Source organism: Streptomyces sp. NPDC040622, assembly GCF_055593965.1.
On the sequence record NZ_JBVIXD010000014.1, the window covers coordinates 163,057 to 171,658 of the forward strand.

At 73.6% G+C, this 8,602-nt stretch carries 7 protein-coding genes; all 7 read left to right on the forward strand.

Annotated features, from left to right (window positions below; all coding sequences use genetic code 11):
- Nucleotides 1-543: 543 nt before the first annotated feature.
- Nucleotides 544-1,365, forward strand: a complete 822-nt coding sequence (locus ACZ592_RS34645) for an AfsR/SARP family transcriptional regulator (RefSeq protein WP_471585673.1) — start codon at nucleotides 544-546, stop codon at nucleotides 1,363-1,365.
- Nucleotides 1,366-1,867: 502 nt separating this feature from the next.
- Nucleotides 1,868-2,824: an aromatase/cyclase gene (locus ACZ592_RS34650; protein WP_471585674.1), complete on the forward strand. Its 957-nt coding sequence runs from the start codon at nucleotides 1,868-1,870 to the stop codon at nucleotides 2,822-2,824.
- 1,589 nt (nucleotides 2,825-4,413) lie between these two features.
- Nucleotides 4,414-5,475: a type III polyketide synthase gene (locus ACZ592_RS34655; RefSeq protein ID WP_471585675.1), complete on the forward strand. Its 1,062-nt coding sequence runs from the start codon at nucleotides 4,414-4,416 to the stop codon at nucleotides 5,473-5,475.
- 90 nt (nucleotides 5,476-5,565) lie between these two features.
- A complete protein-coding gene (locus ACZ592_RS34660; RefSeq protein ID WP_471585676.1) occupies nucleotides 5,566-6,105 on the forward strand; it encodes a cupin domain-containing protein in 540 nt (179 codons plus the stop codon).
- Between the two features lie 5 nt (nucleotides 6,106-6,110).
- Complete coding sequence (locus tag ACZ592_RS34665) at nucleotides 6,111-7,262, forward strand: DegT/DnrJ/EryC1/StrS family aminotransferase (protein WP_471585677.1); 1,152 nt, start codon at nucleotides 6,111-6,113, stop codon at nucleotides 7,260-7,262.
- On the forward strand, nucleotides 7,259-8,254 hold the full coding sequence (locus ACZ592_RS34670) for a class I SAM-dependent methyltransferase (protein ID WP_471585678.1): 996 nt from the start codon (nucleotides 7,259-7,261) through the stop codon (nucleotides 8,252-8,254). The genes ACZ592_RS34665 and ACZ592_RS34670 overlap by 4 nt, the downstream gene beginning before the upstream one ends.
- A gap of 103 nt (nucleotides 8,255-8,357) precedes the next feature.
- Nucleotides 8,358-8,602 (forward strand): flavodoxin family protein (locus ACZ592_RS34675; RefSeq protein WP_471585679.1); only part of this gene is annotated, 245 nt, incomplete at its 3' end.

Genomic DNA, 8,602 nt, shown 5'->3' on the forward strand with positions numbered 1-8,602 from the left:
CTAAAGGGAGGGCAAACAACACCCCCCCCCCCCCCCCCCCCCCCCCCCCCCCCTCACTCCCCCTCCCCCCTGCCTCCCCCCCCCCCCCCTCTCCCCCCCCCCCCCCCAGGCCACCGACTGCCCCTCCCCTCCCCACGCACTCGCCCGCCGCGAGCCCGCGGCGGGCGAGTGCGTTCCCCCTGCCCCACCCCCCCCTCGCCCCTCCGCCCTCTCTGTCCTCGTCTGTCCTCGTCTGTCCTGTCCCGGGGGCGGGCCGTGCACCGGCCCGCCCCGGACACCTCCAGCCCCCCCCTTCGGCGGGTCCGGTCCGCACTGTCCAAAGACACGGAAAGGCACGTGAGATGAACGTTCTGCCGCCCGCCGCGCCGGATGCGTCCCGGCCCGGGTGTGCCGGGCCCGCGCCGTCCGGCGGGCCGCCCGTGCCCGGCCGCTGATGCGCCCTCGGCTTCCCTGCGGTGAAAGGAGGACGCCCCTGCACCACACATCCGCCGCGGTGACGGAATGCAGTCAAGACAACAACTCGACGAAGTACGGAGGAAACCCATGAAGATTCAGGTTCTGGGTCCGTTGAGCGCCGAGGTCAACGGGGGATCGATTGTTCCGACGGCCAGCAAGCCGCGGCAGATTCTGTCCCTTTTTGCCCTCTACCCCGGACGGGTGATGCCCGTCCCCACGCTCATGGAGGAGCTCTGGGGCACCGAGCCGCCGCAGAGCGCGCTCACCACCCTGCAGACCTACATCCTGCAGCTGCGCCGGCACCTGGGGACCGCGCTGGGCCCCGACGCCCCCGGCACGGCCAAGGAAGTCCTGGCCACCCGGCACGGCGGCTACCTGATGCAGATACCGGCCGAGAGCGTGGACGTGCACCAGTACGAACGCCTGGCCGCCGAGGGCAGTGCCGCCTTCGAGACCGGTGACGATGTCACCGCCGCCGACCGCTTCCGCCGGGCCCTGGCCCTGTGGCGCGGACCGGCCCTGGTCGACGTGCGGGTCGGCCCGATCCTGGAGATCGAGGTCATGCGCCTGGAGGAGAGCCGCCTGGGCACCGTGGAGCGGCGCATCGACGCCGACCTGCGCCTTGGCCGGCACTCCCAGCTCATCGCCGAGCTCACCGAACTGACCGCCCGCTACCCCCAGCACGAGGGCCTGCACTCCCAGGCCATGGTGGCGCTGTACCGGTCGGGACGGCAGGCCTCGGCCCTGGAGATCTACCGCAAGCTGCGCATCCGCATGATCGAAGGACTGGGCGTGGAGCCCTCCCCGCAGGTGCAGCGCCTGCACCAGGCCATGCTGGCCGTCGACCCGCAGCTGGACGTCGTGGCCGGACCGCGCCGCAGCTCGACCTTCGACCTGTACGCCGCCTGAACCACCCGCACCACCCGCACCACCCGCACGAGCGCAGTACCCGCAGTACCGCACCACCCGCACCAGCGCAGTACCCGCACCAGCGCAGTGCCCGCCGTACAGCCGTGCCCGCAGTACCGCCGTGCCCGCAGTGCTGCGGTACTGCGCCATCGCGGTATCCGCACCACGGGCCCGCGGCGGTGCCTGCGCCGCTGCCGCACACGTGCGCGCGCTCGAGTCCGCCCCGCCCGGCCCGCCGGGATGCAGGCGGACTCGAGCCGTGTCCGTGCCCGCGTCGAGCGGGCCGGGCCACACTCCTGTGACCGCCGGCACCGCGCCGGCCGCCCGCCGTCCGCGCAACGCCGGCCGTCCGCGCGCCGCCCACGGCCCCCGCGGCCGTCCGCACCCCCGCGCCCGGCACGGCCACCGCACACCGCGGCGGCCGCACCGCACACGCACCGCACATGTACCGCAGCACGGACCGCACATGACGCAACGACAATGAAAAAAGGGGAGGGTCCCGGTGCCCGGTGAGCGCGCCCACCGCCTGTCGCACACGGCCGAGGTGGCCGCACCCGCCCACGTGGCCTACGCGCTGATCGCCGACCCCGAGCGCTGGCCGCTGTTCCTGCCGCGCAACGTGTACGCCCAGCGCCTGGACTTCGACGGCACCCACGAACGGCTGCGGATGTGGGCCCTGGCCGAGGGGCAGATCACCTCCTGGATCTCCCGGCGCGTCCAGGACCCCGAGCGCCGGCGCATCACCTTCCAGCAGGACCTGCTCATGGCGCCCGCCACCTCCATGGCCGGCCGGTGGTCGGTCCAGGAACTGGGCGCCCAGCGCTGCCGGCTGAGCCTGGAGCACGAGTTCACCACCGCCCGCGGGCGGCCCCAGGACCAGGCCTGGCTCACCGAGGTCGTCACCGCCAACACCCGCTCCGCCCTGGCCAGCCTGCGCTATTTGGCCGAACAGTGGCCCCGCCTGGACCAACTGGCGCTCTCCTTCGCCGAGTCCATCCGCGTCAAGGGCCCCGCCGAACTCATCTACGGCTTCCTCTACGACGTGGCCGACTGGCCCGGCCAGCTCCCGCACGTCAGCCGGGCGACCCTGGAAGAGCCCCACGTCGGCATCCAGAAGATCGCCCTGGACCTCACCACACCCCAGGGACCCGGCCCCACCGTGGCCGGCATCCGCATCTGCTTCCCGCACGCCGGCCGCATCGTGTACAAGGCGACCGTGCCCCGCCCGCTGATCTCCGCGCACTGCGGCGAATGGTCGGTCCTGCCCGACGAACGGGGCGTCACCGTCGTGGCCCAGCACCACGTCCTGCTCCGCGAGGACGCCGTCGAACAGGTCCTGGGCCCCGGCGCCGGCCTGGCCGAGGCCCGCCGCGCGGTCCGCGCCGACCTCACCCACGCCAGCCGCCAGACCCTCCAACTGGCCCGCCGCCACGCCGAGTCCGCCGTCCGCAGCCTCTGACCCCCCCTGGGGGGTACCCGCCCGGCACGACCAACCCGGACCCCCGGACCCGGACCCCCGGGCGCGGCTCCGGACCCCGGGCGCGGGCGCGGCGGTGCGGCCCCTGCGGGACGTCACACGCACAACACCCGGGCCCCCGCCCATCCCTGGCCATCCACCCCGAGCCCGGCCGGCCGGCCTTCCGGCGGGATACTCCGGATCCCCGCCGGAGCACCAACCCCGGGCGGCCGGGCCCGGAGGTGCCGGACACCGCACCCCCCGGGCCCGCCCCGGCCCAGCCCCCTGGGCCCCGACGCGTCACGGGGCGCGGACCCCCTGCTCCCGCCCGCCCACGAGCCCCCCCCGGCGGGGGCGGGCCCGCCCCGCCCCGCCTCAGCACCCCACCCCCGGAGGGGCGTTGAAGCCCCCCGTCGGCGAGCACTCCCGCCCGGCCGGGGGAGGAGCGGAAGGAGCGGCCGCAGACATCCGCCGCCCCGGCCGCCCCGCCCCGGCGCGCGACGGGCAGACCACGGCACCCGCCCCACCGCCCCGCCGCCCGAGCCCCAACACCCCCAACACCCCCACATCCCCGACGCCCCCGCATCCCCAACACTGCGACGCCCCCGTGCCGACGCGGCGTTGCGCTCCGCCCGGGGCCTGTCCGGGGCCTGCCCGGCCCTGTCCGGCCACGCCCCGCCCCGCCGGGGGATGTGCCGCGCCCCCCGGGGCGGGCGGTGGATGCGGAGGTGCGGACTCCGCGGGCCGGCCGGTGCCGGGCCGGTGCCGGGCCGGGGGAGGGGGCTCCCGCCACCCCCGCGCAGTGACCTACGTCACTTTCGGAGGTCCTTGGTGTGGAGACGGCATCCGTGTCACTATTTCCGCACGACTTCCCTGCCCGAATCCGTTTTCGAGACGGCGGGTTGAGCGTCGTATCCGCCGCTTCGCACGAACCGTGCCGAGTCCGTTGTTCCCCGCGGCGCTGTTTCTCTCCCCGTCCTTTCTCCGCCCGTATGCCGTGACGCCTGCCGTCCGTGGCCTGCGGGCCGCAGTGGGTGCGCCGCAGCCGGCAGGTCACGCGGGCCGGGGGGCGGCGGGGTGCACGGCTCCAACCGCTCACGCACACACCGCAGTTCGGCCCGGCGCGGCGCGGCGGGCCGTGTTCCCGCTTCTTCTGTCTTTCCCCCCTTCTTCGTTTTGTCTTTCCCCTTTCCCGGGCCCGGAGACCTCCCACTCCACTCCACTCCACTCCGCCCCGCACCGCCCTGCTCCGGTCTGTCTGCCGGTCCGGTGGGCGGTGCGGGGCGGTGGTGCGCCGTGCAGGGGGTGCCGGCTCCCTTGCCCGCCCCTGCCGGTCGCCCCGCCGCCCCAGGTGGGGGGCACCGCAGGCCGGGGGGTGTACCGCCGGCCGGGGGCGGTGGGGCCGTTCCTCGCGCGCCGCCTTCCCCGGACCCGGCCCGCCGCAACGTGCTGCGGCGGGCCGGGTCCGGCGAAGGCGGCGCGGCAGACGCCGTCACAGCTGCCCTTGCCGTCGCCCGACCGGGCGGCACCGGGAGTGCGCGAAAGCTTCTTCACGTGCAGAAGGCAGACTCTAGAGAAAGTGGATTCCCGATATGCCCAGGCTATGCAAGCCGTCAGTGCGTGTGCCGGAATACGTCATCACGGCGGAAGAGACGCTGGATTTCGCCGAGCGGGTCCATGCCGGAAAGCCGCAGCTTCCCCTGGCACTTCGACTGATCCGCAACACGGGGGTGCAGAAGCGGCATATCGTGCAGCCCATCGAGGAGACCCTCAAGCACCCGGGCCTGACCGAACGCAACCGCATCTACGAGGCCGAGTCCAAGAAACGCACCCCCCAGGTCGTCGAGGAGGCCCTGGCCAACGCCGAGGTCGGCGCCCGGGAGATCGACGCGATCATCTACGTGTCGTGCACCGGTTTCCTGATGCCGTCGCTGACGGCCTGGCTCATCAACAAGATGGGCTTTCGCTCCGACACCCGCCAGATCCCCATCGCCCAGCTGGGCTGCGCGGCCGGCGGCGCCGCCATCAACCGCGCCCACGACTTCTGCGTGGCCCACCCCGGCAGCAACGTCCTGATCGTGGCCTGCGAACTGTGCTCGCTGTGCTACCAGCCCGACATGGACGACATCGGCTCGCTCCTGTCCGACGGCCTGTTCGGCGACGCGGTCGCGGCCGCCGTGGTCCGCGGCAACGGCGGCACCGGCATCGAGCTGGAGGTCAACTCCTCCTACCTCATCCCGCACACCGAGGACTGGATCTCCTACGCGGTGCGCGACACCGGCTTCCACTTCCAGCTGGACCGCCGGGTGCCGGGCACCATGGAGCCGCTCGCGCCGGTGCTGCGCGAGTTCGCCGCGGGCCACGGGTGGGACGCCGGCAACCTCGACTTCTACATCGTGCACGCGGGCGGCCCGCGCATCCTCAACGACCTCGCCAAGTTCCTGGACGTGGACCGCAAGGTGTTCCGCCACAGCTGGGCGACGCTGACCGAGTACGGGAACATCGCCAGCGCCGTCGTCCTGGACGCGGCCCTGCGCCTGTTCGAGGAAGACACCCCGATGCCCGACGCCACCGGCCTGATCGCCGGCTTCGGCCCCGGCATCACCGCCGAGATGGCCCTGGGCCGCTGGAGCGGCGACACCCCCGCCGGCTGACCCGGCCACCCGGCACCCCCCCCGGGGGGGCGTGTTCTCCGGGTGCCCCGTGCCGCGCGAGATCCCGTACGAGAGAAGGAAACCCACCCCATGACTGGCCTGATCCTCCCGCCCGGTGGAGGACGCAAGCTGACCACCAAGGCGCAGGAAGTGACCTTCAAGGCCACCCACGCCCACGGCTCGTCCATCTCCATCTTCGAAGTGGTCGTGCCGCCCGGCTTCGACGTCGGCGCCCACGTGCACGAGCACTCCCAGGAGTTCTTCTACGTCCTGGAGGGCGAGCTGGAACTGCTGGCCTTCGAGCCGGCCGACCGCACCGGCGACACCTGGCACCAGTGGCGTTCGCCCGACGGCGAGGGCGCGGTCACCGCCACCGAGGGCGCCTGCATGTTCGTGCCCCCCGGCACCCCGCACGCCTTCCGCAACGCCGGCACCGCCCCGGCCCGCATGCTCTTCCAGAGCTACCCCTCGCCCGACCACGAGCACTACTTCGAGGACATCGCCGAAATCTGGTCGCGCGGCAGCGCCGTGGACCCCGCCGCGGTGGAGGAGATGCGCCAACGCTACGACGTCAGCCAGATCACCCCCCTGCGCTACCAGCCGCCCGCCGCCGCGGGCCGCGGGAAGTGAGCACCATGGACACCATCCCCCTGGTCCACGCGAGCCTGGGCGAGCAGGAACTGGCCGCCGTCGCCGAGGTGTTCGCCTCCGGCTGGCCGGCCGGGCAGGGCCCCCGGGGCAAAGCCCTGGAAGCCCAGCTCGCCGCCCGCTACGACCGCCACGCGGTGGCGCTGAGCAACTGCGGGGCCGCCCTGCACGTGGCCCTGCTGGCCCTGGGCGTGAGGGCGGGCGACGAAGTCATCGTCGCCGACTACACCTTCCCCGCCCCCGCCCACGCCGTGCGCTACCTGGACGCGGTCCCGGTCTTCGCCGACGTACGCCCCGACACCCACACCGTGGACCCGCAGGCCGTCGCCGACCTGATCGGCCCCAAAACCGTCGGCATCATCGCGGTGGACACCGTGGGCCTGCCCGCCGACTACCGCGAACTGCAGGCCCTGGCCGACCGGCACGGCCTGTTCCTGGTCGAGGACGCCGCCTGCGCGGTCGGCGCCACCTACCAGGGCCGCCAGGCCGGCGCACTGGCCGAGGTGGCCTGCCTGTCCTTCCACGGCCGCAAGGGCGCCACCAGCGGCGAGGGCGGCGCACTGCTGGCCACCGACGAGTCGGTCGCCGCCCAGGCACGCCTGCGCTCCTCGTTCGGCATCGGCAGCATCTTCGACCAGTCCAAGATCGTGGGCCTGCCCATCCCGGAGTTCACCGAGATCGGCTACAACTTCAAACTGTCCGACATCGCCGCGGCGATCCTCCAGGTCCAGATCGGCCGGATCGAGGAACTCCTCCAGCGCCGCGCCGCCGTCGCCGCCCACTACGCCCGCCTGCTGGCCGACGAGGAACTCCTGACCCTGCCGCAGGTGCCCGCCGACCGCACCCACGCCTGGCAGTCCTACCTGGTGCGCCTGGACGCGCGGGTGGACCGGGCCGCGCTCGCCACCGACCTGCGCGCCCAGGGCATCGGCTGCGGACACGGCACCTGGGCCACCCACCTGCAGCCCGTCTTCGAGACGAAGCAGACCTGCCCCGTCTCCGCCGGCCTCTTCCACCACCACCTGGCCATCCCCATGCACGCCGAACTCAGCGAAGACCAGATCGAACGGGTCGCGAGCCGGCTGCGCACCGCACTTCGAACCCACGCGGCCCCCACGGGCCAGGGAGGCACCGCATGAGCGACAACCAGCCCGCCCCGGACGAGATCCTGCGCCTGATCAACGGCTACTGGTCCACCGGCATCATCGGCGCGGCCGCCGCCCACCGCCTGTTCACCCACCTGGAGGCCGGCGCGGACACCGCCGCCGCCCTGGCCGACGCCGCCGGCATCTCCCCGCGCGGCGCCCAGACCCTGCTGGACGGCCTGCTCAGCATCAACCTCGTCGAACTCGAGGGCACCCGCTACCGCAACAGCCCCTCGGCCGCCGCCTACCTCGTCGAAGGCCGGCCCGCCGACCTGAGCGGCATGGCCCAGCTCAAACTCACCCACATGGGCGGCCTGACCACCCTGCCCGACGTGGTGCGCGCCGGCGGCCCCGTCACCGACGCCGCCGTCGAGGTCGCCGACAACCCGCACTGGGGCCAGGTCGTCACCGCCATCGCCGCCCAGTCGGTGCCCGCCGCCGCCGTCGCCGCCGACGTGCTGCGCCTGTCCGAGGCCGGCGACCTCTCCATCCTGGACATCGGCGGCGGCTCGGGCATCTACTCGGCCACCTGGCTCGAGGCCAACCCCGCCGCCCGCGCCACCCAGCTCGACTGGGAACCCATCAACGCCATCGCCCGCCGCCTGCTGGCCGAACGCGGCCTGGCCGACCGCTTCACCTGCATCGACGGCGACTTCCACACCACCGACTTCGGCACCGCCGCCTACGACGTCGCCCTCTACTCCCACATCGCCCACCAGGAAGGCCCCGAGGACAACGTGGCGCTCTTCGCCCGCCTCAAGGACGCCCTCAAACCCGGCGGCGCCCTGGTCGTGTGCGACTACGTCGTCGACGACGACCGCAGCGGCCCGCCCTTCCCGCTGCTGTTCGCCTCGGAAATGCTCCTCAAGAGCAAACAGGGCGGCACCTGGCGCCAGAGCGACTACCACGCCTGGCTGACCAAGGCCGGCTTCAGCGAGATCACCTTCCACTCCGCGCCGCCCGCCACCCTGGTCATCGCCCGCTGACCCACCCCACTTGCCCCCCACTGCCCGCCCCCCACTGCCCGCCCCCGCCCCCCGGCGGGACCACGGCCGGGCGGGCCCAACGCACCAGAAAGAGGACACAGTTGTGGAACCCGTGAACGTCGCGATCATCTATTACAGTGCGACCGGCAACGTGCACACGCTGGCTCAGGCGGTGGCCGAGGGCGCGGAGAAGGCCGGTGCGAACGTGCGGCTGCGCACGGTGGCCGAGACGGCTCCGCAGGCGGCGGTCAATGCCAATCCGGCCTGGGCGGCGCACCGTGAGGCCACGGCGGAGGTGACCGAGGCCTCGCACGAGGACATGGAGTGGGCGGACGCGGTGATCTTCGG